At 71.2% G+C, this 24,326-nt stretch carries 22 protein-coding genes; 11 read left to right on the top strand and 11 right to left on the bottom strand.

Annotated elements, in window-relative coordinates; all coding sequences use genetic code 11:
* The first annotated feature begins 148 nt into the window (after positions 1-148).
* Positions 149-493, top strand: coding sequence for a WhiB family transcriptional regulator (locus ACFWJO_RS12970; RefSeq protein WP_046910200.1), 345 nt, complete (start codon positions 149-151; stop codon positions 491-493).
* Between the two features lie 121 nt (positions 494-614).
* Here ACFWJO_RS12970 and ACFWJO_RS12965 read toward each other — a convergent pair whose 3' ends face one another.
* Both ACFWJO_RS12965 and ACFWJO_RS12960 read right to left on the bottom strand, forming a co-directional pair.
* Positions 615-2,072: an ArsA family ATPase gene (locus tag ACFWJO_RS12965; protein ID WP_386864804.1), complete on the bottom strand. Its 1,458-nt coding sequence runs from the start codon at positions 2,070-2,072 to the stop codon at positions 615-617.
* A gap of 71 nt (positions 2,073-2,143) precedes the next feature.
* Positions 2,144-3,106: an ArsA family ATPase gene (locus tag ACFWJO_RS12960; RefSeq protein ID WP_386864758.1), complete on the bottom strand. Its 963-nt coding sequence runs from the start codon at positions 3,104-3,106 to the stop codon at positions 2,144-2,146.
* A gap of 115 nt (positions 3,107-3,221) precedes the next feature.
* On the opposite strand from ACFWJO_RS12960, the gene ACFWJO_RS12955 reads away from it, so the two are divergent.
* The 5 genes from ACFWJO_RS12955 (at position 3,222) to ACFWJO_RS12935 (ending at position 6,751) form a co-directional block, all read left to right on the top strand.
* Positions 3,222-3,383 carry a DUF4177 domain-containing protein gene (locus tag ACFWJO_RS12955; RefSeq protein ID WP_386864757.1) on the top strand — a complete coding sequence of 54 codons (162 nt, stop codon included), beginning with the start codon at positions 3,222-3,224 and terminating at the stop codon, positions 3,381-3,383.
* Positions 3,380-3,856 (top strand): RidA family protein, encoded by a 477-nt coding sequence (locus tag ACFWJO_RS12950; protein WP_265865233.1) that lies wholly within the window; start codon positions 3,380-3,382, stop codon positions 3,854-3,856. The genes ACFWJO_RS12955 and ACFWJO_RS12950 overlap by 4 nt, the downstream gene beginning before the upstream one ends.
* Before the next feature lie 211 nt (positions 3,857-4,067).
* Positions 4,068-4,958, top strand: coding sequence for an NUDIX hydrolase (locus ACFWJO_RS12945; protein ID WP_386864756.1), 891 nt, complete (start codon positions 4,068-4,070; stop codon positions 4,956-4,958).
* Positions 4,955-5,785 carry an MBL fold metallo-hydrolase gene (locus tag ACFWJO_RS12940; RefSeq protein ID WP_386864755.1) on the top strand — a complete coding sequence of 277 codons (831 nt, stop codon included), beginning with the start codon at positions 4,955-4,957 and terminating at the stop codon, positions 5,783-5,785. The genes ACFWJO_RS12945 and ACFWJO_RS12940 overlap by 4 nt, the downstream gene beginning before the upstream one ends.
* 81 nt (positions 5,786-5,866) lie before the next feature.
* Positions 5,867-6,751, top strand: a complete 885-nt coding sequence (locus ACFWJO_RS12935) for a prohibitin family protein (protein WP_386864754.1) — start codon at positions 5,867-5,869, stop codon at positions 6,749-6,751.
* Between the two features lie 141 nt (positions 6,752-6,892).
* Here the strand turns inward: ACFWJO_RS12935 and ACFWJO_RS12930 are convergent, their stop codons facing one another.
* Positions 6,893-7,567, bottom strand: a complete 675-nt coding sequence (locus tag ACFWJO_RS12930; protein WP_046910193.1) for a Crp/Fnr family transcriptional regulator — start codon at positions 7,565-7,567, stop codon at positions 6,893-6,895.
* A 228-nt stretch (positions 7,568-7,795) separates the two neighbouring features.
* Between ACFWJO_RS12930 and nth the strand changes: the two genes are divergently transcribed.
* Genes nth through ACFWJO_RS12915 form a run of 3 tightly spaced genes read left to right on the top strand, consistent with a single transcriptional unit; the run spans position 7,796 to position 10,882 of the window.
* Complete coding sequence (gene nth / locus ACFWJO_RS12925) at positions 7,796-8,875, top strand: endonuclease III (RefSeq protein ID WP_386864753.1); 1,080 nt, start codon at positions 7,796-7,798, stop codon at positions 8,873-8,875.
* Between the two features lie 60 nt (positions 8,876-8,935).
* Complete coding sequence (locus ACFWJO_RS12920; protein WP_386864752.1) at positions 8,936-9,634, top strand: NUDIX hydrolase; 699 nt, start codon at positions 8,936-8,938, stop codon at positions 9,632-9,634.
* 48 nt (positions 9,635-9,682) lie between these two features.
* Positions 9,683-10,882 (top strand): MarP family serine protease, encoded by a 1,200-nt coding sequence (locus ACFWJO_RS12915; protein WP_386864751.1) that lies wholly within the window; start codon positions 9,683-9,685, stop codon positions 10,880-10,882.
* Between the two features lie 77 nt (positions 10,883-10,959).
* On the opposite strand, the gene ACFWJO_RS12910 is transcribed toward ACFWJO_RS12915, so the two are convergent.
* From ACFWJO_RS12910 to ACFWJO_RS12885, 6 genes are all read right to left on the bottom strand, one after another.
* Positions 10,960-11,148, bottom strand: coding sequence for a hypothetical protein (locus ACFWJO_RS12910; RefSeq protein WP_384408810.1), 189 nt, complete (start codon positions 11,146-11,148; stop codon positions 10,960-10,962).
* 130 nt (positions 11,149-11,278) lie between these two features.
* A complete protein-coding gene (locus tag ACFWJO_RS12905) occupies positions 11,279-12,226 on the bottom strand; it encodes an alpha/beta fold hydrolase (RefSeq protein WP_384408808.1) in 948 nt (315 codons plus the stop codon).
* Positions 12,223-12,717 (bottom strand): phage holin family protein, encoded by a 495-nt coding sequence (locus ACFWJO_RS12900; protein ID WP_386864750.1) that lies wholly within the window; start codon positions 12,715-12,717, stop codon positions 12,223-12,225. Before ACFWJO_RS12900 ends, ACFWJO_RS12905 begins: the two co-directional genes overlap by 4 nt.
* A gap of 37 nt (positions 12,718-12,754) precedes the next feature.
* The gene (gene nhaA, locus ACFWJO_RS12895) at positions 12,755-14,152 is read right to left on the bottom strand and encodes a Na+/H+ antiporter NhaA (RefSeq protein ID WP_386864749.1); all 1,398 of its coding nucleotides are present in this window, start codon (positions 14,150-14,152) and stop codon (positions 12,755-12,757) included.
* Between the two features lie 261 nt (positions 14,153-14,413).
* The gene (gene acs, locus ACFWJO_RS12890) at positions 14,414-16,369 is read right to left on the bottom strand and encodes an acetate--CoA ligase (protein WP_386864748.1); all 1,956 of its coding nucleotides are present in this window, start codon (positions 16,367-16,369) and stop codon (positions 14,414-14,416) included.
* Positions 16,370-16,564: 195 nt separating this feature from the next.
* Positions 16,565-18,988 (bottom strand): bifunctional SulP family inorganic anion transporter/carbonic anhydrase, encoded by a 2,424-nt coding sequence (locus tag ACFWJO_RS12885; protein WP_386864747.1) that lies wholly within the window; start codon positions 18,986-18,988, stop codon positions 16,565-16,567.
* A gap of 370 nt (positions 18,989-19,358) precedes the next feature.
* Here ACFWJO_RS12885 and ACFWJO_RS12880 point away from each other — a divergent pair, with 370 nt between their 5' ends.
* Entirely contained in the window at positions 19,359-20,666 is a 1,308-nt protein-coding gene (locus ACFWJO_RS12880) for a hypothetical protein (RefSeq protein ID WP_386864746.1), read from the top strand.
* A gap of 16 nt (positions 20,667-20,682) precedes the next feature.
* Here ACFWJO_RS12880 and ACFWJO_RS12875 read toward each other — a convergent pair whose 3' ends face one another.
* Positions 20,683-21,669 (bottom strand): ATP-binding protein, encoded by a 987-nt coding sequence (locus ACFWJO_RS12875; RefSeq protein WP_384408794.1) that lies wholly within the window; start codon positions 21,667-21,669, stop codon positions 20,683-20,685.
* Positions 21,670-21,771: 102 nt separating this feature from the next.
* Between ACFWJO_RS12875 and ACFWJO_RS12870 the strand changes: the two genes are divergently transcribed.
* Positions 21,772-22,590: a Fic family protein gene (locus ACFWJO_RS12870; protein ID WP_386864745.1), complete on the top strand. Its 819-nt coding sequence runs from the start codon at positions 21,772-21,774 to the stop codon at positions 22,588-22,590.
* A gap of 399 nt (positions 22,591-22,989) precedes the next feature.
* Here the strand turns inward: ACFWJO_RS12870 and ACFWJO_RS12865 are convergent, their stop codons facing one another.
* On the bottom strand, positions 22,990-23,862 hold the full coding sequence (locus tag ACFWJO_RS12865) for an HAD family hydrolase (protein WP_386864744.1): 873 nt from the start codon (positions 23,860-23,862) through the stop codon (positions 22,990-22,992).
* Positions 23,863-24,326: the final 464 nt, after the last annotated feature.

The raw sequence follows: 24,326 nt of genomic DNA, 5'->3' as shown, positions 1-24,326 counted from the left end.
GCGTACGCATAGTCCGTTCGGGCCATTCAAGATTGGGCCCGAAGGGGGTGTTGCGCTGTCCCCGCCTTCCGTAACGTCCCAACTGGCAGCGGTGAATATGCCGCTACCGCCGTGGGGGAGCCTCGATTCGGGAGAGGACGGCGCCGGTATGGGCTGGGTAGCTGACTGGAGTGCGCAGGCGGCCTGCCGCACTACCGATCCGGATGAACTTTTCGTGCAGGGCGCGGCGCAGAACAGGGCGAAGGCGGTGTGCACCGGGTGTCCGGTGCGGACCGAATGTCTTGCCGACGCCCTCGACAACCGCGTGGAATTCGGCGTGTGGGGCGGTATGACGGAGCGCGAGCGGCGCGCCCTGCTGCGTCGCCGGCCGACCGTCACCTCGTGGCGCCGGCTCCTGGAGACCGCGCGCACGGAGTACGAGCGGGGAGCGGGCCTGCTGCCCGTGGCGATGGACGACGACGCGACGTACGAGACGTACGCGGCGGTGGGCTAGCCCGCCGCCTGACCGCGCATCGCTTGCGCACCGCTCGCCCGCCGCGTGAGCACCACGTGAGCACCGTGTGCCTCCGCCGACAGGCGGGGCGACCCTGACGGCCGCCCGGCCGACGGGTCGGCTACGGCATGCGGCCGAGCGCGAGTCGGTCACCGATGGCCCGCAGCCCGTCGAGGTCGTGCACATCGCCGGGCAGGGCGGCCACCTCGGCGACCGCCACCTCGGGGTGGAGCGCGGTGAAGCGGTCGCGTGTGCGCTGCTCACGCGCGAGCACCTGCATCCGCTCGGCGTGGAGCCGGAGCAGACCGGCGGTGAGTTCCTTCACGTCGGCGTCGGGTGCGGCCGGGTCCTGTGCGTCATTGCTGGGCGCGTCGATGTCCGTTGCGTACGTGTCCGTTGCGTCGGTGTCCGGCATGTCCGGTGCGGACATGCCGGTGCTCGACTGATCCGTGTCCGACAGATCCGGGTTCGGCGGATCCGTGTCCGGCAGATCGGTCTCCGAATCCGTGCCGGCTGTGGGGGCAACCGGGGAGTCGGCTCGTGCGGTGGCGGCGCTGGCGGCGGTGGCGAGGTCTGACGGCTCGGGAGAGGTGGCACGGGAGCCACGCCCAGCAGTCTTCCCGCGCTCCTGATCCACAATGCGACCCTCGTCAAGATTTTCCGCGGCGGCCCGCGCCCGCTCGGCCGACAGCCGGGCGGCGCCGCTGCCGTGCACCCGGTTGAGGACGAGCCCCGCCAGCGGCATGTCCTCCGCGGCCAGCCGCTCCACGAAGTACGCCGCCTCGCGCAGCGCGTCCCGCTCCGGCGTCGCGACCACGAGGAAGGCCGTGCCCGGAGCCTGCAGCAGCTTGTACGTGGCGTCCGCGCGGGTCCGGAAACCGCCGAACATGGTGTCCATCGCCGCCACGAACGTCTGCACGTCCTTGAGGAACTGACCGCCGAGCAGCTTCCCCAGCGTCCCCGTCATCATCGACATGCCGACGTTGAGGAACTTCATCCCCGCCCGGCCGCCCACCTTGGCCGGTGCCATCAGCAGCTTGATGAACTTGCCGTCGAGGAACGAGCCGAGCCGCTTCGGCGCGTCCAGGAAGTCGAGCGCCGACCGGGACGGCGGCGTGTCGACCACGATCAGGTCCCACTCGTCCCTGGCCCGGAGCTGGCCCAGCTTCTCCATCGCCATGTACTCCTGCGTACCGGCGAAACCGGCCGACAGCGACTGGTAGAACGGGTTCTCCAGGATCGCCCGGGCCCGGTCGGCGTCCGCGTGCGCCTCGACGATCTCGTCGAAGGTCCGCTTCATGTCGAGCATCATCGCGTGCAGCTCGCCGCCGTCGCAGCCCTTGATGCCGTCCACCTTGCGCGGCACGTTGTCGAGCGAGTCGATGCCCATCGACTGCGCCAGCCGGCGCGCCGGATCGATCGTCAGGACCACGACCCGCCGGCCGCGCTCCGCCGCGCGCACGCCGAGGGCGGCCGCCGTCGTCGTCTTGCCGACGCCGCCCGCGCCGCAGCACACGATGATGCGGGTGGTCGGGTCGTCGATCAGCGGGTCGAGCTCCAGACCGGGCGCCGTGTCCAGACCGGGCGCCGTGTCGAGACCGGTCGAGGCCGCGGTCTCCTTCGCCGCGGCCTCCCTCGTCGCGTTCTCCGTCACGCGCCCACCCCTTGCCTCCGCAGCTCCTTGGCCAGCCGGTAGAGGCCGGCGATGTCCGCACCGTCCCCCAGGAAGGGGAGTTCGAACGTCGGGACCCCGATCCCGTTCAGCGCCTCGCGCTGGGCCCGCTCCAGCTCCACCCGCTGGGCGTGCTCCGCGGCCTGCTCCAGGAGCGGCTCGACCAGCTTCGTGCCGCCCTTGATCCCGACGGACGCCAGCGTCCCGGCGATGGCCTCCCGGTGGTCGCCGGAGGCGGCCCGTACCGCCGCCTCGTCGAGGACGTGCGGGCGGACCATGTTCACGATGGCGCGGCCCACCGGCAGTTCGGCGTCACGCAGCTCCGCGATGCCGTCGGCGGTCTCCTGGACGGGCATCTCCTCCAGGAGCGTCACCAGATGGACCGCGGTGTCCGGCGACTTCAGGAAGCGCATGATCGCCTGGGCCTGATTGTGTATCGGCCCGATCCTCGCCAGGCCCGCCACCTCGTCGTTGACGTTGAGGAAGCGGGTGATGCGGCCGGTCGGCGGCGCGTCCATCACCACGTAGTCATAGGTGAAGCCCCCGTGCTTCTCACGCCGGCGCACGGCCTCGCAGGCCTTCCCGGTCAGCAGGACGTCCCTGACGCCCGGGGCTATGGTCGTCGCGAAGTCGATCGCGCCGAGCTTCTTCAGGGCCCGGCCCGCGCTGCCCAGTTTGTAGAACATCTGGAGGTAGTCGAGGAGGGCGCGCTCGGCGTCGATCGCCAGGGCGAACACCTCGCCGCCGCCCGGTGCGACGGCGATCTTCCGCTCCTCGTACGGCAGCGCCTCCGTCTCGAAGAGCTGCGCGATGCCCTGCCGGCCCTCCACCTCGACGAGGAGGGTCCGCTTGCCCTCGGTCGCGAGGGCGAGCGCGAGTGCGGCGGCGACCGTCGTCTTACCGGTACCGCCCTTGCCGCTGACGACCTGGAGCCTGCTCACGTCTTCGAGCCTAACCACTGGCGGCCCGGACCAATCAGAGGGCCGCCCCGGACGCGTCCCTGAATGAGCCCCCTACGGGAACGGGGCGCCTCGCGACAGCGGCTACAGTCGCCTCATGACCAAGTGGGAGTACGCGACTGTGCCGCTGCTGGTGCACGCGACGAAGCAGATTCTTGACACCTGGGGCGAGGACGGCTGGGAGCTCGTCCAGGTCGTGCCCGGGCCGAACAACCCCGAGCAGCTCGTGGCCTACCTGAAGCGGGAGAGGTCCTCGTGAGCGGGGCCGGAGCCGTCGAGGCGAAGATCGCCGAGCTGGGCCTGACCCTGCCCGAGGTCGTCCCGCCGATCGCGGCCTACCAGCCGGCCGTGCAGTCCGGCGTGTACGTCTACACCTCGGGCCAGCTCCCGATGGTGGCGGGCAAGCTGCCGGTGACCGGCAAGGTCGGCGCCGAGGTGACGGCCGAGGAGGCCAAGGAGCTCGCCGCCACCTGCGCGCTCAACGCGCTCGCGGCCGTGAAGTCGGTCGCCGGTGACCTGGACCGGATCAAGCGGGTCGTGAAGGTCGTCGGCTTCGTCGCCTCCGCCCCCGACTTCACCGGCCAGCCGGGTGTCATCAACGGCGCCAGCGAGCTGCTCGGGGCCGTCCTCGGCGACAAGGGCGTGCACGCCCGCAGCGCCGTCGGCGTCACCGTCCTCCCGCTGGACGCGCCGGTCGAGGTCGAGGTCCAGGTGGAGCTCGAGTCCGCCTGAGCGCCGCGGGCCGGCAGGCCCTGATGCCGTAGAAGTGGTGTGGCCACGCTTCGGGCACGCCGCGGCAGCGCTGTTGCCGCGCCGCGGCCACGCTTCGGGCATGCCGCCGACGCGCCGCGGAAGCGCCGTACGACAGCCGACGAGCCGGTTTCCTCCCACCTGGAGGGAACCGGCTCTCGTGCATTTCGATGCTTGCGCATAGCATCCGGCCATGTCGAATGGTCAGTCGAACGGACAGTGGTACCCACCGGAGTGGCCCGACCGGATCCGCGCCCTCGCCGCCGGTGAGCTGGTCCCGGCGACACCCAAGCGGGCCGCCACCGTGCTCCTCCTGAAGGACGGCGCGGACGGCCCCCTCGTCCACATGCTGCGTCGCCGCGCCTCCATGGCCTTCGCCGGCGGCGCGTACGCCTACCCCGGCGGTGGCGTCGACCCGCGCGACGAACATCCCGTGCGCTGGGCGGGCCCCTCCCGGGAGGAGTGGGCCGACCGGCTCGGCCTGGCGGACCCGGCGCAGGCGCAGGCCGTCGTCTGCGCCGCCGTCCGCGAGACGTACGAGGAGGCGGGCGTCCTGCTCGCCGGGGAGACCGCGGACACGGTCGTCGGCGACACGACGGGCGACGACTGGGAGAAGGACCGTGCGGCGCTCGTCGCCCGCGAGCTGTCCTTCGCCGACTTCCTCGACCGCCGCGGGCTCGTGCTCCGCTCGGACCTGCTGGGCGCCTGGGCCCGCTGGATCACCCCCGAGTTCGAGCCCCGGCGCTACGACACCTGGTTCTTCGTCGCGGACCTCCCGGCCGGCCAGCGGACCCGCAACGCCTCCACCGAGGCCGACCGCACGGTCTGGATCCGCCCGGCGGACGCCGCGGCCGGGTACGACCGGGGCGAGCTGACGATGATGCCGCCCACCATCTCGACCCTGCGGGCGCTCGAGCGGTACGGCAGCGCGGAGGAGGCCCTGGCCGCGGCGCGGGAACAGGACATGACTCCCGTACTCGCGCAGGCGCGCCTGGACGGTGAAAGGCTGGTCCTGAGCTGGCCGGGCCACGACGAGTTCACGAAGCACATCCCGACGGCGGGGCCGGAAGGAGGGACGGCATGAGCGACGCCGCAGCCCTTCCGGGGCAGCCGCGCGGGTCGGTGAGCTCCGGACCGGGCACCACGCGCGCGTACAACGTGCTCGCGCCGAACCCGTCCGCGATGACCCTGGACGGCACCAACACCTGGATCGTCGCCGAACCGGACTCCGACCTCGCCGTCGTCGTCGATCCCGGGCCGCTCGACGAGGGGCACCTGCGCAACGTCGTGGCGACCGCCGAGAAGCTCGGCAAGCGGATCGGGCTCACCCTGCTCACCCACGGCCATCCCGACCACGCCGAGGGCGCGGCGCGGTTCGCCGAGCTGACCCGGACCGCGGTGCGGGCGCTCGACCCGGCGCTCCGGCTCGGCGACGAGGGGCTCGCGGCCGGCGACGTGATCACCACCGGCGGGCTCGAGCTGCGGGTGGTGCCCACGCCCGGTCACACCTCTGACTCGCTGTCGTTCCACCTGCCGGCCGACCGGGCGGTGCTGACCGGGGACACGATCCTCGGGCGCGGCACGACGATCGTGGCCCACCCCGACGGGCGGCTCGGCGAGTACCTGGACTCGCTGCGGCGGCTGCGTTCGCTCACCACCGACGACGGGGTCCACACCGTCCTGCCGGGGCACGGGCCGGTCCTCGAGGATGCCCAGGGCGCCGTCGAGTTCTACCTGGCGCACCGCGCGAACCGGCTCGCGCAGGTCGAGACGGCCGTCGAGAGCGGCTACCGGACCGCTCCCGAGGTCGTGGCCCACGTGTACGCGGACGTGGACCGCTCGCTCTGGCCGGCCGCGGAGCTCTCCGTACGGGCGCAGCTGGACTATTTGAAGGAACGCGGCCTGATCTGAGCGCGACCCCGGGAACCTTACGCCTCCCCCGTGTGTCTTACGCTCCGCTTACATCTGGCCGTAGCTCTCGGGGGGAATCCCGTGTTCGTCATAGCAATCCTGCTGGTCATCGCCGCAGCGGTGCTGTACTTCGTCGGCCGCGCGAACGACACCCGCGGCCTCAAGCTCGGCGCCCTCGGCGCCCTGCTCGCCGGCGTGTTCTCACTGATCGTGAGCATGACGTACGTGATCAGCGCGTACGAGGTCGGCGTCCCGGTCGCCTTCGGCAAGGTCGGCTCGCCGATGAACTCCGGCATGCACATCAAGTCGCCGTTCACCAACGTCACGACCTTCTCCACCCGCCCCGTCGACCTCAACCTCTCCGACAAGGACGTGGTCGAGGTCCGTTCCTCGCAGGGCGGCGTCATGTACGCCGAGGTCACCGTGAAGTGGGCGGTGCACCCGTCCAAGGCGGTCGAGCTCTACAAGCTCGCCGGCAGCGAGGACGCCATCCAGCAGCGGCTCGTCTACCCGGACAGCCGCGAGATCGTCCGCAACGTCTTCGCCCGCTACACGAGCGAGCAGGGCTACGCCTCCGACCGCGAGAAGATCAACGCCGAGATCGCCGGCCTCATCAAGGAGCGTCTCGCCCCGCGCGGCATCGACGTCACCACCGTCAACCTGCGCAACGTGAAGCCCTCGGACGCCCTCCAGGGCCAGATCGACCGCAAGATCCAGCAGCAGCAGGCCACCGAGCGGGCCCTGGAGGCCTCCCGCACGGCGAAGGCGGAGGCCGACCGGCGCCGCATCGAGGCGGAGGGCATCGCCCGCGCCAACAAGATCCTCAACGATTCGCTGACCGACAAGGTCCTCATGAACCAGTGCATCGAGGCGTACAAGGAGGCCGCGGCGAAGAACCCGGTCTACGCGGTGCCCTGCGGCAGCGGCGGCTCGAACCCGCTGATCGTGGACGGCTCGAAGCGCTGATCCGACGCTGACGCCGGGCTGGTCCCGGCCGAGAACGCGGAAGGGGGCCGCCCGGTCGAACCGGGCGGCCCCCTTCTCGTACGTGCGAGGTGCCGGCGTACGGGATGCCGGCGTACGGGATGCCGGCGTACGCGGTGATGCTCAGCGCGAGCGCTTCGCGAGGCGCTCCACGTCCAGCAGGATCACGGCGCGGGCCTCCAGGCGCAGCCAGCCGCGCTGGGCGAAGTCGGCGAGCGCCTTGTTGACCGTCTCGCGGGAGGCGCCGACCAGCTGGGCCAGCTCTTCCTGGGTGAGGTCGTGGACGACGTGGATGCCCTCCTCCGACTGCACGCCGAAGCGGCGGGACAGGTCGAGGAGCGCGCGGGCGACACGGCCCGGGACGTCGGAGAAGACCAGGTCGGACATCTGGTCGTTGGTCTTGCGCAGGCGGCGGGCGACGGCGCGGAGCAGGGCGCTGGCCACCTCCGGGCGGGCGTTCAGCCAGGGCTGGAGGTCGCCGTGGCCGAGGCCGAGCAGCTTGACCTCGGTCAGCGCGGTCGCGGTGGCGGTGCGCGGGCCCGGGTCGAAGAGGGACAGCTCACCGATCAGCTCGCCGGGGCCGAGGACCGCCAGCATGTTCTCGCGGCCGTCGGGCGAGGTGCGGTGCAGCTTCACCTTGCCCTCGGTGACCACGTAGAGCCGGTCGCCCGGATCGCCCTCGTGGAAGAGCGCGTCGCCTCGGGCAAGCGTCGCCTCACTCATCGAGGCGCGCAGCTCAGCGGCCTGCTCGTCGTCGAGCGCCGCGAACAGCGGGGCGCGCCGCAGAACGTCGTCCACGAGTTCTCTCCTATGTCGACCTCAGTGCGATCAATCACAACAAGTTTGACTCACCGGACGGCCTTTCCGTACGTCAGGGGCCCGATTGGGTCGTGATCGGGTCCGCACGGGGCGGATGTCGGCGGCGGCCCCTAGGCTGGCCGGGTGTCCAACTCGCCGGTGAGAGCACAGGCCAAGGGGGCTGGAAGAGTGCGGGACGAAGTGAATTCCGCTGTGGGCGAACACGGTGTGTCGAAACAGACGAAAGCGACGAAACGCCCCCTGACGGGGGAGATCGGGACGCAGAGCGCGAGCCCTGGCACGGCGACGCCGACGTCGGCCGGCGCGAAGAAGGCCGCGTCCAAGAAGACCGCCGCCAAGAGCGCAGCCAAGACCACAGCCAAGACCGCCTCCGAGCAGACCGGCTCCAAGAAGACCGCCGCCAAGAGCGCCGTCCCCGCGAAGGCCGCCCCCAAGAAGACCGCCAAGAGCGCCGTCCCCGCGAAGGCCGCCTCCAAGAAGGCCGTCTCCGCGAAGGCCGCCCCCAAGAAGGCCGCCAAGCCCGAGTCGCATCTCGCCATGGTCCGGCGGGCCCGCAAGATCAACCGGGAGCTCGCCGACGTCTATCCGTACGCCCATCCCGAGCTCGACTTCCGCAACCCCTTCGAGCTCCTGGTCGCCACGGTCCTCTCCGCCCAGACCACGGACCTCCGGGTCAACCAGACCACGCCCGCCCTCTTCGCGAAGTACCCGACCCCGGAGGACCTGGCCGCGGCCGTCCCCGAGGAGGTCGAGGAGCTGATCCGGCCGACCGGCTTCTTCCGCGCCAAGACCAAGTCGATCATGGGCCTGGCCACCGCCCTCCGGGACGAATTCGGCGGCGAGGTGCCCGGCCGCCTGGAGGACCTGGTCAAGCTGCCCGGCGTGGGCCGCAAGACGGCCTTCGTCGTCCTCGGCAACGCCTTCGGGGTGCCGGGCATCACCGTCGACACCCACTTCATGCGGCTGGCCCGCCGCTGGAAGTGGACCGAGTCCGACGACCCGGTGAAGATCGAGGCGGAGGTCGCCGAGATCTTCCCCAAGAGCGACTGGACGATGCTCTCGCACCGGGTGATCTTCCACGGCCGACGCATCTGCCACGCCCGTAAGCCCGCGTGCGGCGCCTGCCCGATCACGCACCTCTGCCCGGCGTACGGCGAAGGCGAGACCGACCCGGAGAAGGCGAAGAAGCTCCTGAAGTACGAGAAGGGCGGCTTCCCCGGACAGCGGCTCAACCCGCCGCCCGACTACCCCGGCCGTCCCGCGCCGCCGCTGGGCGCCACGCCTTGAGGGAACGATCCGAGACTCCGACCGCGTTGTGAAACACGGGTGTGAAAGACGGGGGTGCCGATGACGCGCACTGACGAAGAGGTCCACGGGTCGGGCGGCCTGCTCAGCCGTGAGGGGCTGCCCGACTGGCTGGCGCCGGTCGACCGAGCGGCCCGCACGGTCGAGCCGGAGCAGCTCAGCCGCTTCCTGCCGCCCGCGGACGGCGCGGGGCGGCAGTCCGCCGTCCTCATCCTCTTCGGCGAGGGCGCGCGCGGGCCCGAATTGCTGCTGATGGAGCGCTCCGGCAGCCTCCGCTCGCACGCGGGGCAGCCCTCCTTCCCCGGCGGCGCCCTCGACCCCGAGGACGGCGACCCGGCCGCCGGCGGGCTGCTGCGGACCGCGCTGCGCGAGTCCCGCGAGGAGACCGGCCTCGACCCGGCCGGCGTCCAGCTCTTCGGCGTCCTGCCCCGGCTCTACATCCCGGTGAGCGGCTTCGTCGTCACGCCCGTGCTCGGCTGGTGGCGCACGCCCAGCCCCGTCGGGGTCGTCGACCCCGCCGAGACCGCCCGGGTCTTCACCGTCCCCGTGGCGGATCTCACGGATCCCGAGAACCGTGCCACCGCGGTCCACCCCAGCGGTCACCGCGGCCCCGCGTTCCTCGTCGAATCGGCTCTGGTCTGGGGTTTTACGGCCGGAGTGATCGACCGCATCCTTCATTTCGCGGGCTGGGAGCGCCCCTGGGACCGGTCCAAGCGGGTCCCGCTGGACTGGAGGTCATGACAGGCTGGCCCCGGGGCGACCGATGACGAATCTGCGAGGCTATTGACGGTGAACGTGCTGGACATCCTGTTGCTGCTCGCCGCCGTGTGGTTCGCGATCATCGGTTACCGTCAGGGTTTCGTTGTCGGCATCCTCTCGGTGATCGGCTTCCTCGGGGGCGGCCTCGTCGCCGTCCTGCTGCTGCCGGTCATCTGGAACCAGCTGACCGACCACAGCGAGGTCACCACGACGGCGACGGTCGTCTTCGTGATGGTGGTCATCGTCAGCGCCTCCGTCGGCCAGGCCTTCACCACCCACCTCGGGAACAGGCTGCGCCGGCACATCACGTGGACTCCCGCGCGGGCCCTGGACGCCACCGGCGGCGCCCTGGTCAACGTGGTGGCCATGCTCCTGGTCGCGTGGCTGATCGGTTCTGCACTGGCCCGCACCGCGATGCCCACCGTGGGCAAGGAGGTCCGCAGCTCCAAGGTGCTGCTCGGCATCTCCCAGGTGATGCCGGATCAGGCGCCGAGCTGGTTCGACGACTTCACCTCAGCGCTCGCCCAGAACGGCTTCCCACAGGTCTTCAGCCCCTTCGCCAACGAGCCCATCACCGAGGTCCGGGCGCCCGACCCGGCGCTCGCCGGCAGCCCCGTCGCCGCCCGCGCCCAGCGCTCCATCGTCAAGGTCGTCGGCACCGCGCCCAGCTGCGGCAAGGTCCTGGAAGGCACCGGCTTCGTGTTCGCCGAGCGCCGGGTCATGACCAACGCCCATGTCGTCGGCGGCGTCGACGAGCCGACCGTGCAGATAGGCGGCGAGGGCAAGCTCTACGACGCCAAGGTCGTGCTCTACGACTGGAAGCGCGACATCGCCGTCCTCGACGTGCCCGGCCTGCACGCCACGCCGCTCCAGTTCACCGACCAGGACGCCCGCAGCGGCGACGACGCCATCGTGGCCGGCTTCCCGGAGAACGGCTCGTACGACGTCCGTTCGGCGCGCGTCCGCGGCCGGATCGCCGCCAAGGGCCCCGACATCTACCACCGCGGCGAGGTGCGCAGGGACGTGTACTCCCTGTACGCGACGGTCCGTCAGGGCAACTCCGGCGGCCCGCTGCTCACCGCGGACGGCAAGGTCTACGGCGTGATCTTCGCCCGCTCGCTCGACGACGCCAACACCGGCTACGCGCTGACGGTCGACGAGATCCAGGAGGACATCCTCCGCGGCCGCGCCGCCAACCAGCAGGTCGACAGCCAGGGCTGCGCCCTCTGACGGCAGCGCGCGGCTCTTACGGCAGCGCGCGGCTTTGGCGGCGTCCTCAGGACCGCCCGCGTACGGGCTGTGTACGGCTATGTACGGGTGTGCCGCAGCCGGGCCGACACCCAGCGGGCCCGGCGGCGGAGGATGCGGGAGATCCCCACGTCCCGCGCCGGGTGCGGGTAGCCCTGGTCCTGCGTGCCGCCCCGCTCCGGGGCGTCGGATCCGCCGATCGAGCGGCGGTCGCGTGCTGTGTCACCGTAGTCGTGCGTCCAGCCCATACCCGGACGTCTGCCCGGGGCCCAAGGTCGGTAACCGCCCCGGGGCCCGCCAATTGGCGTATGCGCGAGGCACATGGCAGTTCGAGGGACGCCTGTGCGCCGGTGGCCACCACGGCCGGGCGACGGGCCGTCAGCGGTCCGGCTCGGGGTCCTTCAGCCAGTTGACGAGCTCCGTGGTGAACGCCACCGGGTCCTCCTCGTGGGGGAAGTGCCCGAGCCCGTCGAACAGCCGCCAGCGGTAGGGAGCCTCCACGTACTCCCCGGAGCCGGCCGCGCTGCGCGTCCGCATCACCGGGTCGAGCGAGCCGTGCAGATGCAGCGTGGGCACCCGCACCGGCCGCTTCATGCGCCGGTTGAACTGGATGCCGTCCGGGCGCGCCAGGGAACGCACCATCCAGCGGTACGGCTCGATGGAGCAGTGCGCGGTCGACGGGATGCACATCGCCCGCCGGTAGACGGCCAGGGCCTCCTCGTCGGCGGCCGAGCGGGGATGCGGGCCCGACCAGTCCTGGATCAGCCTGCCCACGAGTGCCGCCTCGTCGGCCACGAGCTGACGCTCCGGGATCCACGGGCGCTGGAAGCCCCACACGAAGGAGCCTGCGCGGGTCTGGGCGAAGTCGGACAGCATCGCCGAGCGCCAGCGGCGCGGGTGCGGCATCGAGGAGACCACGAGCCTGCGCACGAGCTTGGGCCGCATCACCGCCGCCGTCCAGGCGAGGTAGCCGCCCAGGTCGTGGCCGACGAGCGCCGCGTCCGGCTCGCCGAGCGAGCGGATCACGCCGGTGATGTCGAGGGCCAGGTTGGCCGGGTCGTAACCGCGGGGTGTGCGGTCGCTCCCGCCGACCCCGCGCAGGTCCATGGCCACGGCCCGGAAGCCGGCGTCGGCGAGCGCGGGCAGCTGGTGGCGCCAGGTCCACCAGAACTGCGGGAAGCCGTGCAGCAGCAGCACCAGCGGGCCGTCGCCCATCTCGGCGATGTGGAAGCGGGCGCCGTTGGCCGCGACGTCGCGGTGGGTCCACGGCCCGTCGATGCGTACGGGGCTTCCGCCGTTGGCGCTGCTGCTCTCTGGGACGGTCATGCGGACGAGCGTGCCACAGTCTCGCCCTTGGCCAGGGCGACTCGGGCCGCGTCGGCCGCGGGGCGCGGGTGCGGCTTGACGTTCTGCATGATCGCCGCGGTCTGCTTGGCCGAGGCGATGGACTTCTCCGGCTTCTTGACCTTGCGGAACTTCGCGTAGGCGAGCAGGCCGAGCAGACCGGCGAGCAGCACGTTGGCCGCGAAGGACAGCAGGAAGCACCAGACCATGTTCCAGCCGCCGTTGCCGTTGTGCCCGCCGGTCCAGGTGTTGATGGCGTAGGCGAGCGCGAAGCTCAGCATCGGCAGGGAGAACAACAGCACCACGCCGGCGGCGATGCCGGCGGCGCTGCCGATCGCACCGCGCTTGACGTCCTGACGGATCTCCGCCTTGGCGAGGGCGATCTCGTCGTGCACCAGGGCGGACATCTCGGCTGTCGCCGAGGCGACCAGCTGGCCGAGGCTGCGCTCGGTTCCGTCGAACGGGTCGCTCATGGCTGCTCCCTCTTCTCCTGTGTCGTCTGCCCTCAGATCATGCCGGACGGTCGGCCTCCCCGCGCGATGCCCCCGCCAGTCGGGCGCGCTCTCTGTGCTCCGCGGCCTTCCGCTCGTAGATGTCGGCCATCCGCAGGTGGTACTCCGGCATGTGCTCCTCGTAGATGTCGGGAATGCCGTCCTGGTCCTCGTCACGCTCCTCCTCCGCGCACAGCGCCTGGTACTTGCGCACCCGCAGCTTCAGCAGCACGGAGGCGAGCACGGCGGCTATGAGCGAGCCGACCAGGACGGCGGCCTTGACCTCGTCCGTGAGGGCGGCGTCGCCGGCGAAGGCCAGTTCGCCGATGAGCAGCGAGACGGTGAAGCCGATGCCGGCGAGGGTCGCGACGGCGAAGACGTCCGCCCAGGCCAGGTCGGGGTTGAGCTCGGCCTTGGTGAAGCGGGCGGTGAGCCAGGTGCCGCCGAAGATGCCGATCGCCTTGCCGACGACGAGTCCGAGGACCACGCCGAGGGTGACGGGCTGGGTGAACACGTTGCCGATCGCCCCGCCGGAGATGGCGACCCCGGCCGAGAACAGCGCGAACAGCGGCACCGCGAGGCCTGCGGATATCGGGCGGACCAGGTGCTCGATGTGCTCGCCGGGGGAGTGCTCCTCGCCGTCCCGGGTGGTGCAGCGCAGCATCAGGCCCATGGCGACGCCGGCGATGGTGGCGTGGACGCCGCTGTTGTACATCAGACCCCAGATGACCAGGGCCAGCGGCACGTAGACGTACCAGCCACGGACGCCCTTGCGCAGCAGCAGCCAGAAGACCGCGAGGCCGGCCAAGGCGCCTCCGAGAGCGGCGAAGTTGAGGTCGCCGGTGAAGAAGATCGCGATGATGAGGATGGCGAACAGGTCGTCGACGACGGCGAGGGTGAGCAGGAAGGCCCGCAGCGCCGAGGGCAGCGAGGTGCCGATCACGGCCAGGACCGCGAGCGCGAAGGCGATGTCGGTGGCGGTGGGCACGGCCCAGCCGTCCATGCTGCCGTCGCCGAGGGTGTTGACCAGCGTGTAGACCAGGGCGGGCGCCGCCATGCCGCATATGGCCGCGGCGACGGGCAGGGCGGCGGCCTTGGGGTCGCGGAGCTCGCCCGCGACCAGCTCGCGCTTGAGCTCGATGCCGGCGACGAAGAAGAAGATCGCGAGCAGACCGTCGGCGGCCCAGTGCTGGATCGACAGGTCGAGGCCGAGGGCGGCCGGTCCGATGTGGAAGTCCCGTATCGTCGCGTAGCTGTCCTTGAGGGGCGTGTTGGCCCAGACGAGGGCGACGACGGCGGCGACCAGGAGGAGCACGCCGCCGACGGTCTCGGTGCGCAGGGCGTCGGCGACGAACCGGCGCTCGGGCAGGCTCAGACGTCCGAGGAACCTGCGGTCGGTGGGCGTGGGCGCGGTCACGGTGTGGACCTCCGGTCGGTGGGCAGCACAGAGCACATGCCGACCAGACTTCCCGGCGCACCTCGGTTTTCCTGACGCGTCGCTGACGCGATCCTTACTTTACCTAAAGATGCCCGGCGGTGCCTGGTGATCTTCACTTTAGGTGCATAGCCGGACACCGGCACCCCCTGTGGACAACCGCCTGTGGACAACTTTCCGGGCATGCGGAAGCGCCCGCCCCGGAGTCCGGGACGGGCGCTTTCACCTGCGCTTTTCGGCTGCTCAGTCCTCGCTGGACGCGGCCGGCAGCTTGGTCTGGATGAGGTCCATGACCGACGAGTCCGTCAGCGTCGTGACGTCGCCCAGCTCGCGGTTCTCGGCGACGTCGCGCAGCAGGCGACGCATGATCTTGCCGGAGCGGGTCTTGGGCAGCTCGGCCACCGGCAGGATCCGCTTCGGCTTGGCGATCGGGCCGAGGGTCGCGCCGACGTGGTTGCGCAGCTCGGCGACCAGTCCTTCGTCCTCGCTGGCCGTACCGCGCAGGATCACGAAGGCAACGATCGCCTGGCCGGTGGTCTCGTCGGCGGCGCCGACGACCGCCGCCTCGGCGACGGACGGGTGGGAGACCAGCGCGGACTCGACCTCGGTGGTGGAGATGTTGTGACCCGAGACGAGCATGACGTCGTCGACCCGGCCGAGCAGCCAGATGTCGCCGTCGTCGTCCTTCTTCGCGCCGTCGCCGGCGAAGTACTTGCCCTCGAAGCGGGACCAGTAGGTGTCGATGAAGCGCTGGTCGTCGCCCCAGATGGTGCGGAGCATCGACGGCCACGGCTCGGTCAGCACCAGGTAGCCGCCGCCCCCGTTCCGGACCTCGTTCGCCTCGTCGTCGACGACGGTGGCCGAGATGCCGGGCAGCGGGCGCTGCGCCGAGCCGGGCTTGGTCTCGGTGACACCGGGCAGCGGGGAGATCATCATCGCGCCGGTCTCGGTCTGCCACCAGGTGTCCACGATCGGGCACTTGTTGGCGCCGATGTGCTCCCGGTACCAGATCCAGGCCTCCGGGTTGATCGGCTCGCCGACGGAGCCGAGGACGCGCAGCGACGACAGGTCGAACTTGGCGGGGATGTCGTCGCCCCACTTCATGAACGTGCGGATCGCGGTCGGCGCCGTGTAGAGGATGGTGACGCCGTACTTCTGGACGATCTCCCAGAACCGGCCCTGGTGCGGGGTGTCCGGGGTGCCCTCGTACATGACCTGGGTCGCACCGTTGGCCAGCGGCCCGTACACGATGTACGAGTGGCCGGTGACCCAGCCGATGTCGGCGGTGCACCAGTAGACGTCGGTCTCCGGCTTGAGGTCGAAGACGGCCTGGTGGGTGTACGCGGCCTGGGTGAGGTAGCCGCCGGAGGTGTGCAGGATGCCCTTCGGCTTACCCGTGGTGCCGGAGGTGTAGAGGATGAAGAGCGGGTGCTCGGCCTCGAACGGCTCCGGGGTGTGCTCGGTGGACTGGCGGGCGACGATGTCGTCCCACCACACGTCGCGGCCCTCGGTGAAGGCGGTGTCCTGCCCGGTGCGGCGGACCACGAGGACGTGCTCGACCTGCGGGCAGCGGGCGACGGCCTCGTCGATGGCGGGCTTGAGCGCGGAGGGCTTGCCGCGGCGGTAGCCGCCGTCGGCGGTGACGACCAGCTTGGCGTCCGCGTCCTGGATGCGGGAGGCGACGGCGTCGGCCGAGAAGCCGCCGAAGACCACCGAGTGGGCGGCGCCGATGCGGGCGCAGGCCAGCATGGTGATCGCGGCCTCGGGGATCATCGGCAGGTAGACCGCCACCCGGTCGCCCTTGCGGACGCCCAGCTCGGTCAGGGCGTTGGCGGCCTTGGAGACCTCGTCCTTGAGCTCGGCGTAGGTGATCGCGCGGCTGTCGCCGGGCTCGCCCTCGAAGTGGATGGCGACCCGGTCGCCGTTGCCCGCCTCGACGTGGCGGTCCACGCAGTTGTACGCGACGTTCAGCTCACCGTCGGCGAACCACTTGGCGAAGGGCGGGTTCGACCAGTCGAGGGTCTCGGTCGGCTCGGTGGCCCAGGTGAGCCGCCTCGCCTGCTCGGCCCAGAAGCCCAGCCTGTCCGCCCTGGCCTGCTCGTACGCCTCCGCCGTCACATTGGCGTGCGCGGCCAGTTCGGCGGGCGGCGCGAAGCGGCGCTCTTCCTTGAGCAGATTGGCCAAGGATTCGTTGCTCACGACTTCTCCCTTTCCCAGGGCGTCTTATGTGCCTGTGTGTCCCGCGTCATAGCTCATCAGGCGGATGCCCGGGTGACAAGAGCCTCCGGGCAATTGGTTTAGACCTGTGGGATGACATGCGGAGGTGACCCCTCTCTCCCCGAGCGGGAGGGAGCGAGGGGTCACACACTGGCACGGACGAACGGAAGGAAAGGTTCAGGACGCGCGAGCGGCCTGCCGGACCCTCGGGTACGCCTCCGGTGCCACGGCCGCGGGTGCCACGGCGGGTGCCACGGCGGGTGACACGGCCGCGGGCGGCACGTGGTTGAAGACGTCGTCGTAGCTGTGCACCTCGTCCGTCCCGGCCAGCAGATAGGCCTGCGCCTCGCCCACTTGGAAGTACATCCCGTGCAGGGTCAGCGTCCCTTCCGCGAGCCGCCGCGCCACCGACTCGTACGCCCGCAGATGCTCCAACTGCTGCACCACGTTGGTCAGACAGAGCTGCTCGACCGCGTCGGCCGGCAGCCGCCCGGAGATCCTGGCCCAGGCGTGCCGGCGGCTCGCCATCCGCTCCAGGCTCGGCCGGCCGTGCCGCAGCCAGCGCCGCAGCGGGCTCGGCGGGTCGTCCGGGCCGCTGTTCAGCAGGGCCTGCATCGCGCCACAGCCGGAGTGTCCGCAGACCGTGATCGACTCGACCCGCAGCACCTCCACCGCGTACTCGATCGCCGCCGCCACCGAGTCGTCCCCGCTCTCCTCGCCCGGCAGGGGCACGAGATTGCCCACATTGCGCACGGTGAACAGGTCACCGGGGCCGCTCGACGTGATCATGCTGGTGACCAGGCGGGAGTCGGCACAGGTCAGGAAGAGCTGCGAGGGTCTCTGGCCTTCCCGGGCGAGCCGCGCCAGCTCGTCCCTGACCAGCGGCGCGGTATCCCGCTGGAACGCGCCGATGCCGCTCGCCAGCCGGTGACCGGTCGTGTGCCGGGTCTCGTCGGCCGGCTGCTCGCCGCACTGGTGGTTGCGCCACGGCGTCCAGGGCCTGCAGCAGGAGTGGGACCCGTGGTCCCGCGCGGACGCGGCCTCGGGCAGGGTGTCGGCGATCCGGCCGCCGGACGGCCCGGTCGTCTCCACCGTGCCGCCACGGGCCAGATGCGCGGCCTGCCAGTCGTGCAGCGCCTCGTACGCCGCGTGGTCCATGAAGGAGCCGTCCAGCTCCACCACCACGGCGGCGCCCGGCGGGATCTGGTGCAGGGCCCGGCTCAGCCGCGGCACGGCGAGGAAGGTCAACTGGCCGCGGATCCGGATCAGATGGCGCCCGTCCTCCTCCTCCCGGGTGATCCGGGTACGGGCGAGGCGGTGCAGAGCGACGGCGACCGCCACCGCGATCCCGAGACCGACCCCTTCCAGGAGGCCGACGAACACCACGCCCGCCAGCGTCACGACGTACACCAGCGCTTCACGGTGACGGGTGACCGTGCGGATGTGCGTGATGCTGACCATCTGGATGCCGACGACCATGACGAGGGCGGCGAGCGCGGGCAGCGGGATGAGGTCGAGGACCGGGACGAGGAACAGGGCCGCGAGCACGATCCACACGCCGTGCAGTATCGACGAGTTGCGGCTGACGGCTCCGGCCGAGACGTTCGCGACGCTGCGCACCGCGACCCCGGCCACCGGCAGGCCGCCGAGAGCCCCGGACACCACGTTCGCCGCGCCCTGGCCCGCGAGTTCGCGGTCGAGCCGCGAGCGGGGGACCGCGGCCGCGCCGGTGTCGGCGGCGCGCTTCGCCGCCAGTTTGTCGACGGCGACGGCGGACAGCAGTGACTGCACGCTGGTCACCAGCGTGATGGTGAGCACCCCGGCCGCGATCCCGAGGAAGGGCCCTTCGGGGAGGCCGGGCAGCGCGTGGCTGCTCCAGGAGGGCAGGTCGACCCGCGGCACGTCGAACCCGGCGAGTGTCGCGACGGCAGTGGCGGCGGCCACGGCGACGAGCGCGGCGGGAGCCGTGCGCAGCAGCCGGCCCGTACGGCCGGGCAGGCGCGGCCAGAGCAGGAGCAGGCCGACGGTGAGGGCGCTGACGACGAGCGCGGCGGGCGAGGTGTCCGCGAGCTGGGCGGGCAGGCCGAGCGCGTTGTCGACGGCGGAGCTCTGGGGGCTGCCGCCGAGCACGATGTGCAGCTGGGCGAGAGCGATGGTCACGCCGATGCCGGCCAGCATCCCGTGCACGATCGCGGGCGACACGGCGAGGGCGGAGCGGGCCACCTTGAGGGCGGCGAGGCCGAGCTGGGCGAGTCCGGCGAGCACCGTGATGGCGCAGGTCGTGCGCCAGCCGTAGAGCTGGATCAACTCGGCGGTGACCACGGTCAGTCCGGCGGCCGGGCCGCTGACCTGGAGCGGGGAGCCGCCGAGGCGTCCGGCGACGATGCCGCCGACGGCGGCGGCCACCAGGCCCGCCTGCAGCGGGGCGCCGGTGGCGAGCGCGATGCCGAGGGAGAGCGGCAGCGCGATCAGGAAGACGGCCACGGACGCTGAGAGGTCCGCGCCGTCCAGCCGGAAGCGGCGTCGGGGGCTTTCCGGCGGACTGTGGGGCCGCTGGACGCGGGGTCGGTTGGTCGTGCGGGCAGGGGTGGTGAGAGTCATGTCCCGTCTCCTCCGGGGGCAGCGCGGTCGCGGCTCATGCGGGGTGCAGCGGCGGGGCCATCGGGCGTTGTCGACCGTTGATCATCAACGCTCAGTAAATGAAGAGTAATGGAGAGTAAAGACTCCGGCATTATTTTCGGGGCAAACGGGGCAAGGATTCACCGGATCCGGTGACAGAACGTAGCCATGCCGCTTGTCGTTGCCGCTCTCCGGCCGCCGTGGTGCGACGTTGACGCCGCTTGTACGGAAATCCGAGGAACCGTGCGAAGGGGCAGGCGGGCGACCGCGCAACCCGGGACCCGCCGCACGGCGCAATCCGGGACGCACCGCACGAGGCAACCGAGGACGCAGACCGAGGAGAGGTGGGCGGATGTCAGCCGCCGGGAGAAGGACCACTGTCCAGAAGAGGGCGTTCGCCGTCGGCGCGCTCGCCGTCGCCCTCGCGGCCGGGCTCGCCGGCTGCTCGGGCTCCGGCGGTTCCGCCCCCGGCGGGGCGCCGGGCGCGGGGGCGAAGAAGGAACCGGCCGCGGCCCCGCAGGCCGCGGTACGGCTGATCGGCGACGGCTCCACCGCCTTCACCGGACGGCAGCCCCACCAGCCGACCTGGCAGCGCCTGAAGCCCGGTCAGGAACCGCCGCAGTTCGTGGTGTTCTCCTGGGACGGTGCCGGCGAGGACAGCCAGCGGCTGTTCTCGCACTTCCGCAAGGTGGGCCGGCAGTACGGCGCGACCATGACGTACTTCCTCAGCGGGGTGTACCTGCTGCCGGAGGACAAGCGCGAGCTGTACGACCCGCCGAAGCACTCCCCAGGCCGCTCGGACATCGGCTTCAACGACGTGGAGGGCATCCGCGACACCGTGCGCGAACTGCGTGGCGCGTGGGAGGAGGGCAACGAGATCGGCACCCACTTCAACGGCCACTTCTGCGGCAAGGAGGGCGGTGTCGGCACCTGGTCGGTCGAGGAGTGGAAGAGCGAGATCAACCAGGCCAAGTCCTTCGTCAAGAACTGGAAGACCAACGCCGGTCTGAAGGCGGAGAAGCCGCTGCCGTTCGACTACGACAAGGAGCTGGTCGGCGCCCGTACGCCGTGCCTGGAGGGCCGGAAGAACTTCGTCCGGGCGGCGGCGCAGATGGGCTTCCGCTACGACACCAGCGGCGTCAACGACCAGATCTGGCCCAAGAAGGACCAGGGCCTGTGGGACCTGTCGATGCAGCTCGTCCCGGTGCCCGGCCGTGCCTTCCAGACGCTGTCGATGGACTACAACTTCCTCGTCAACCAGTCCGGCACGACGAAGGGCGACCCGTCGATGCACGAGTTCTGGGGCAACCAGATGCGCGACGGACTGGTGCAGGCCTTCGAGCGCTCCTACCGGGGCAACCGGGCGCCGCTGATCATCGGCAACCACTTCGAGTCCTGGAACGGCGGCACCTACATGCGCGCCATCGAGCAGACCATCGCCACGGTCTGCGTGCAGAAGGACGTCAAGTGCGTCTCCTTCCGCCAGCTCGCCGACTGGCTCGACGCCCAGGACCCGGACGTCCTCGCCAGGCTCCGCACCCTGAAGGTCGGCGAGGCCCCGCCGGCCGGCTGGAAGTCCTTCCTCGCCCCGCAGCCCGCCCTTCCGGCCGGATCGGCGGCGGCCCCGGCGGCCGGGGCCAGGCCGACCGAACGGCGCTGAGCCCCGGCCCGTGCCGTCAGCTGGGCTGGGGGACGGCCAGGCGTTCGTCCAGGACGAAGCCGGGGTCGACCTGCGCCGCCAGGTCGGCCCCCGTCTTGGCGTTGCCCCAGCTCTCCGCGTTCCGCAGGTGGAAGTGGACCATCTGGTGCGTGTAGCGCTCCCAGTCGCGGTGGGCGTACGAGTCGTCCGCCGCGTTCTGGAGGGTCTGCAGGGCCGTGCGGTTGGCCGCCTCGAGGAGATCGAAGCGGGGCGGGCGGCCCTTCTCCATGGAACGGACCCAGTCCGAGTGGCCGACCGTCACCAGCAGGTCCTCGCCGACCTCGGAGCGCAGGAAGTCGACGTCGTCCGCGCCCTGCACCTTGTTGCCGACGACCTTCAGGGCGACTCCGAAGTCCCGCGCGTACTCCTTGTACTGGCGGTAGACGGAGACGCCCTTGCGGGTCGGCTCGGCCACCAGGAACGTCATGTCGAAGCGGGTGAACATGCCGGAGGCGAAGGAGTCCGAGCCGGCCGTCATGTCGACCACCACGTATTCGTCCGGCCCGTCCACCAGGTGGTTCAGGCACAGCTCCACCGCGCCGACCTTGGAGTGGTAGCAGGCCACACCGAGGTCGGACTCCGTGAACGGGCCCGTCGCCATCAGCCGCAGCTCGCCGTCGTCGAGCCGTACGGGCCGTGCGCAGGCCTCGTACACCGGGTTGTCCTCACGGACCCTGAGCAGCCGCGAGCCCTCCCCGGGCGGCGTCGTCTTGATCATCGTGTCGGCGGAGGCGATCCGCGGATTGGAGCCCCGCAGGTACTCCTTGATCAGCGGCAGGTGCGCTCCCATCGCGGGCAGCGCGGAGGCCTCTTCGTCGCTGAGGCCGAGTGCGGCTCCGAGGTGCTGGTTGATGTCCGCGTCGACCGCCATGACGGGGGATCCGGCGGCGGCGAGATGGCGGATGAAGAGCGAGGACAGCGTCGTCTTGCCGCTGCCGCCCTTCCCTACGAAAGCGATCTTCATGTTCACCTAGCGTAGTGGCATGAATGCCGCGCGTGGTCAAGGTGCGTGAAGAAGACCACTCCAACGTGGGGTGCGGGCCGTGGGCGCGTAGCCTCGCTACTTATGAGTACGCACGCCTCTGACCCCCTGGCCGCCCTCGGCTCCCTGCCGGGCGTCGCCGACTCGGTGGACTCCGTACGCAAGGCCGTCGACCGGGTCTACGGCCACCGCGTGATGCGCCGCCGCAGCAACGAGATCACCTCCGAGGCGGCGCTGCGCGGAGCCCGCGGCTCGGCCGCCCTCGCGGGCGCCGACTGGGCCCTGGAGGAGGTCCGCCGACGTACCGACTTCGGCGCGGACCCGGAGGCCCGCACCGTCGGCGCGGCGCTGCGGCTGACCGCCGAATGCGGACAGCTGCTCTCCATCTGGCGCCAGTCGCCGCTGCGGGTGCTCGCCCGGCTGCACCTGGTCGCCGAGGGCGAGCCGCTCGACTCGACGGGGCGGCCGCGGCAGGCGGGCGAGCCGGTCGACGACACGCTGGTCGAGGCGCCGCTGCCGGACCCGGCCGAGGTGTCCGGCAGGCTCGACGGGCTCGCCGACCTGATCATCGCGGGCGGCAACGCCCCGGCGCTGGTCACGGCCGCCGTGGTGCACGGCGAGCTGCTGGCCCTGCAGCCCTTCACCTCCCACAACGGCCTGATCGCGCGGGCGGCTGAGCGGATCGTGCTGATCGGCAGCGGTCTCGACCCGAAGGCGATCTGCCCGGCCGAGGTCGGTCACGCGGAGCTGGGGCGGGCGGCCTATCTGGCGGCCTTCGACGGCTATCTGTCGGGGACGCCGGACGGCATGGCCGCCTGGATCGCGCACTGCGGGCGCGCGGTGGAGCTGGGTGTCCGCGAGTCGACGGCCGTCTGTGAGGCGCTGCAGCGCGGCGCGGCCTGAGAAGCCCCTGACATGGGTTGCGGCGGTACCAGACTTCGGTACCGCCGCTGGCACGTCCACCCAGTTACCAAGCGTCCTCGATATGTGCCCATCAGGCGGGGAACTTTGCCCTTCGCCTGGTGCGGCTGGCCCTTAATCGAAGGGTCGACGTCGCGTGGGTGCCAGGTTTCTGTGCGTCAGGTCCGTGGGGCCGTTCTGCTCAACAGGTGATCCTCTCGGATGTCCTAGGTCTCGCGGGCCTGATTCCTTTCTACTCCTGTCGGCGAGGAAGCGAAAGTCCTGGCTCCGCTTCTTTGCGTTCCGTTCAAATCCGGGCAAAGCGAGTGGCAAGTTCCGAGGTCGGGGCGCCGGCCGGGCGGCGGGGGCGCCGGCCGGTGAGGCGCCGGCTCAGGGTGCGGTTCAGGCGGTGGCCCCGGCCGCGAGCCTCGCCAGTGCGGCCTGCCGGCGGCGGCTCGCGTACCAGACGAGCCCGGCGGTGGCGGCCGCCGCGCCCACGGCCGCCGCGGCGACGAGTGCCGGGCGCGGCGGCAGGCGGAACTCGGGCAGTCGCTGCTTGAGCCGCACCGGCCGGTCGAAGACGAGGACCGGCCAGTCCCGGGCCGTCGCCTCGCGCCGCAGGGCCCGGTCGGGGTTCACCGCGTACGGGTGGCCCACCGCTTCCAGCATCGGCAGATCGGTCGCCGAGTCGCTGTACGCGTAGCAGCGGGACAGGTCGTAGCCCTCGGACTCGGCGAGCTCCCTCACCGCCTCCGCCTTGGTCGGGCCGTACGCGTAGTACTCCACCTCACCCGTGAAACAGCCGTCCTCGCCGACCACCATGCGGGTGGCGACGACGCGGTCCGCGCCCAGCATCTCGCCGATGGGCTCGACGACCTCGGCCCCGGAGGTCGAGACGATCACGACGTCGCGGCCGGCGGCGTGGTGGTCCTCGATGAGCGAGGCCGCCTCGTCGTAGATGAGCGGGTCGATCAGGGCGTGCAGGGTCTCGGCCACGAGCTCCTTGACCTGGGCGACGTTCCAGCCTTTGCAGAGCGCGGACAGATATTCGCGCATCCGCTCCATCTGGTCGTGATCGGCGCCGCCGATCAGGAACACGAACTGGATGTACGCCGTCCGCAGTGCGGCACGGCGACTGATCAGTCCGCCCCGGTAGAAGGACTTGCTGAAGGTCAGCGTCGAGGACTTCGCAATGACCGTCTTGTCCAGGTCAAAGAAGGCGGCTGCGCGCGGCATCGAGTGGTTTTCCACGAGCTGAGCATAGGTGCCCGCCATTCGGCGTACGCTGGGGCGCGTGGGTTTGCCTGAGAAGGCTCTCGGGTACACCATGGAAGTCACGGATCGTTCGCGACCGTGCTAACCCGGACCGGCTCCTCCCCCCCCCGAGTCGGCCGGAGAGACGACCCCCGCTCTCCCCCCCGGCGGGGGTCGTCGCATGTCCGGACCTGGTCCGGACCTGTTTTCTCCTCGGCCTTCCCTCATCTCTGCCCCTCCTTGCCCGACTGTGTCACCGCGCGGCCGGGTGGACGCGCGACACCCGTTTTCGTCACTCAGCGTAGTCGAGAGGCTGCTCTCCGGGCAGTACCGGTTCAGGTGGCGAAGTTATTCACAGGCGGCGGGTTATCCACAGTTTTTGACCAAGATCCACAAGTTTTTCCCGATGGCTGCACGGTGATTCCGGTCGCGAAGTCCGCGAACCGCAGGAATCACGTGAGGGGTGTGTGCCGTGGAGGGACCGA

The organism is Streptomyces sp. NPDC127092 (assembly GCF_042722475.1).
Taxonomy (GTDB): Bacteria; Actinomycetota; Actinomycetes; order Streptomycetales; family Streptomycetaceae; genus Streptomyces.
Note: the sequence above shows the minus strand (reverse complement) of the source record. Positions and strands in the feature narration are given on the sequence as shown.

What these genes read in the sequence shown, in the direction of transcription:
- ACFWJO_RS12905 (WP_384408808.1), bottom strand. Translation starts at nt 12,226, where the DNA reads ATGACCGTCCCAGAGAGCAGCAGCGCCAACGGCGGAAGCCCCGTACGC.
- ACFWJO_RS12865 (WP_386864744.1), bottom strand. Translation starts at nt 23,862, where the DNA reads ATGGCGGGCACCTATGCTCAGCTCGTGGAAAACCACTCGATGCCGCGC.
- ACFWJO_RS12955 (WP_386864757.1), top strand. Translation starts at nt 3,222, where the DNA reads ATGACCAAGTGGGAGTACGCGACTGTGCCGCTGCTGGTGCACGCGACG.
- ACFWJO_RS12940 (WP_386864755.1), top strand. Translation starts at nt 4,955, where the DNA reads ATGAGCGACGCCGCAGCCCTTCCGGGGCAGCCGCGCGGGTCGGTGAGC.
- ACFWJO_RS12880 (WP_386864746.1), top strand. Translation starts at nt 19,359, where the DNA reads ATGTCAGCCGCCGGGAGAAGGACCACTGTCCAGAAGAGGGCGTTCGCC.
- ACFWJO_RS12920 (WP_386864752.1), top strand. Translation starts at nt 8,936, where the DNA reads ATGACGCGCACTGACGAAGAGGTCCACGGGTCGGGCGGCCTGCTCAGC.
- ACFWJO_RS12870 (WP_386864745.1), top strand. Translation starts at nt 21,772, where the DNA reads ATGAGTACGCACGCCTCTGACCCCCTGGCCGCCCTCGGCTCCCTGCCG.
- ACFWJO_RS12910 (WP_384408810.1), bottom strand. Translation starts at nt 11,148, where the DNA reads ATGGGCTGGACGCACGACTACGGTGACACAGCACGCGACCGCCGCTCG.
- ACFWJO_RS12970 (WP_046910200.1), top strand. Translation starts at nt 149, where the DNA reads ATGGGCTGGGTAGCTGACTGGAGTGCGCAGGCGGCCTGCCGCACTACC.
- ACFWJO_RS12945 (WP_386864756.1), top strand. Translation starts at nt 4,068, where the DNA reads ATGTCGAATGGTCAGTCGAACGGACAGTGGTACCCACCGGAGTGGCCC.
- ACFWJO_RS12875 (WP_384408794.1), bottom strand. Translation starts at nt 21,669, where the DNA reads ATGAAGATCGCTTTCGTAGGGAAGGGCGGCAGCGGCAAGACGACGCTG.
- ACFWJO_RS12900 (WP_386864750.1), bottom strand. Translation starts at nt 12,717, where the DNA reads ATGAGCGACCCGTTCGACGGAACCGAGCGCAGCCTCGGCCAGCTGGTC.
- ACFWJO_RS12885 (WP_386864747.1), bottom strand. Translation starts at nt 18,988, where the DNA reads ATGACTCTCACCACCCCTGCCCGCACGACCAACCGACCCCGCGTCCAG.